This window comes from Ornithinibacter sp., assembly GCF_035443565.1.
Lineage (GTDB): Bacteria > Actinomycetota > Actinomycetes > Actinomycetales > Dermatophilaceae > Fodinibacter.
On the sequence record NZ_DAORSO010000357.1, the window covers coordinates 1 to 1,430 of the forward strand.

Annotated in this window: 2 protein-coding genes; both read right to left on the reverse strand. The window is 68.9% G+C overall.

The genetic code is table 11. The features are described from left to right. Positions 1-105: 105 nt before the first annotated feature. Positions 106-564: a DoxX family protein gene (locus PLL68_RS15175; RefSeq protein ID WP_324535533.1), complete on the reverse strand. Its 459-nt coding sequence runs from the start codon at positions 562-564 to the stop codon at positions 106-108. Between the two features lie 11 nt (positions 565-575). Next, positions 576-1,430 (reverse strand): PKD domain-containing protein (locus PLL68_RS15180; protein WP_324535535.1); only part of this gene is annotated, 855 nt, incomplete at its 5' end.

Consider the following 1,430-nt stretch of genomic DNA (forward strand, 5'->3'; position numbering starts at 1 on the left):
TCACCTTCGAGCGCCAGGTCTGACCCGTACCCAGATCGACCAATAGGTCACCACAGGTACATCACCGCCCGAACCGGCCGTACCCAGATCGACCAATAGGTCTCCTTAGGTACGCGCCCGCCGCGAGCGCCAGGTCGCCCACGCACCCGTGCACCACAGGGCGGCGACGACGAGCACCGGCTGGAAGAGCAGGCGAACCAGGCGTGCGGCATCCGAGTCGAGGCCGAAGGCCGCTGTGCCCGTGAGGTACTGGCTGATGTTGCCCGGGAAGATCGCCACGAAGAACGCCGCCACCACCCAACCCACGGTGGGGCGCAGCCGCGCGGGAGCGACGGCGAGCGCAGCGGCGAGGACCAGCTCGATCACCCCACTGACGGCGATCACCGCCTCGGGCCACGGCATCCACGGCGGTACCTGGGCGCGAAAGGTGTCAGCCGACGCGAAGTGACCCACCCCCGCCGTCACGAGGAGCAGCACGAGCGCCCAGCGCACCACCGCACGCGCGAGGCCCGCACCCGGCGACCCCTGCGGCGTCGTTGCCGCAGGGGTCGCCGGGGTGTTCATCGACGAGCCCGTCAACGCCGCACGACAAGCGTGGCGGTGATGGTCTGACCGGTGTCGGGAACGGTGATCGTCACCGTGTAGCTACCCGGTGCCAGGCCCGCGGTCGACAGGTTGTGCTGCCACTTGCCGTCGACGTAGGCGAGGGTCGCGGTGCGCGCCACGGTGCTGCCCTGGCTCACGGTGAGCGTCGGGTCGAGGTCGGTCGGCTCGGACCCGTCGCAGTCGGCGAGCTCGACCTTGACCGGGACGGTCGAGCCCTGCTTGGCCGTGACGCTGCCCTTCTTGAACGGGGCGAGGACGCCGGTCGTCGTGAACTCGACGGCCACGTCGGCGGTCGTCGTCGTGACGTGGCCGTGGCTGTCGGTCACGGTGACCGTCGCCGTGTACTGGCCCGCCTCCGAGTAGGTGTGCGTGCGGGTCAGCGAGTCGGATGCCGTGTTCACCGTCTCGGTGGTGCCGTCACCCCAGGCGATCTTCACCTCGTGGGTGTCGGCGTCGTCCCTGTCGGCGATGTCGACCGTGAGGCTGGCACTGCCCTCACCACAGCTCACCGACGTGTCGTCGAAGGCTGCCTCGACGGTGGCCGGGGAGTTCGGCGTGAGGCCGACGATGATCGGGTCGTGGTCGGAGACGCGGAACATGTCCGGGGCGTAGAGCACGTCCTGGAGGTTGGCCGTCTTGAAGTCGGTGTTGTAGTCCAGCACCGACGGCTCGTCGGCGTTGATGTGGAACTCCGCGACACCGGCGACCTGGTTCTTGCCGAACAGGTCGGCCGAACCGAGGGCGTGGTCGAGGTAGCCCCACTGGCCGTCGAAGACGTAGGAGTAGGCGTCCTCACCGAGGAAGCTGCTCACGAGGTTGGTGTA

What these genes read in the sequence shown, in the direction of transcription:
- PLL68_RS15175 (WP_324535533.1), bottom strand. Translation starts at nt 564, where the DNA reads ATGAACACCCCGGCGACCCCTGCGGCAACGACGCCGCAGGGGTCGCCG.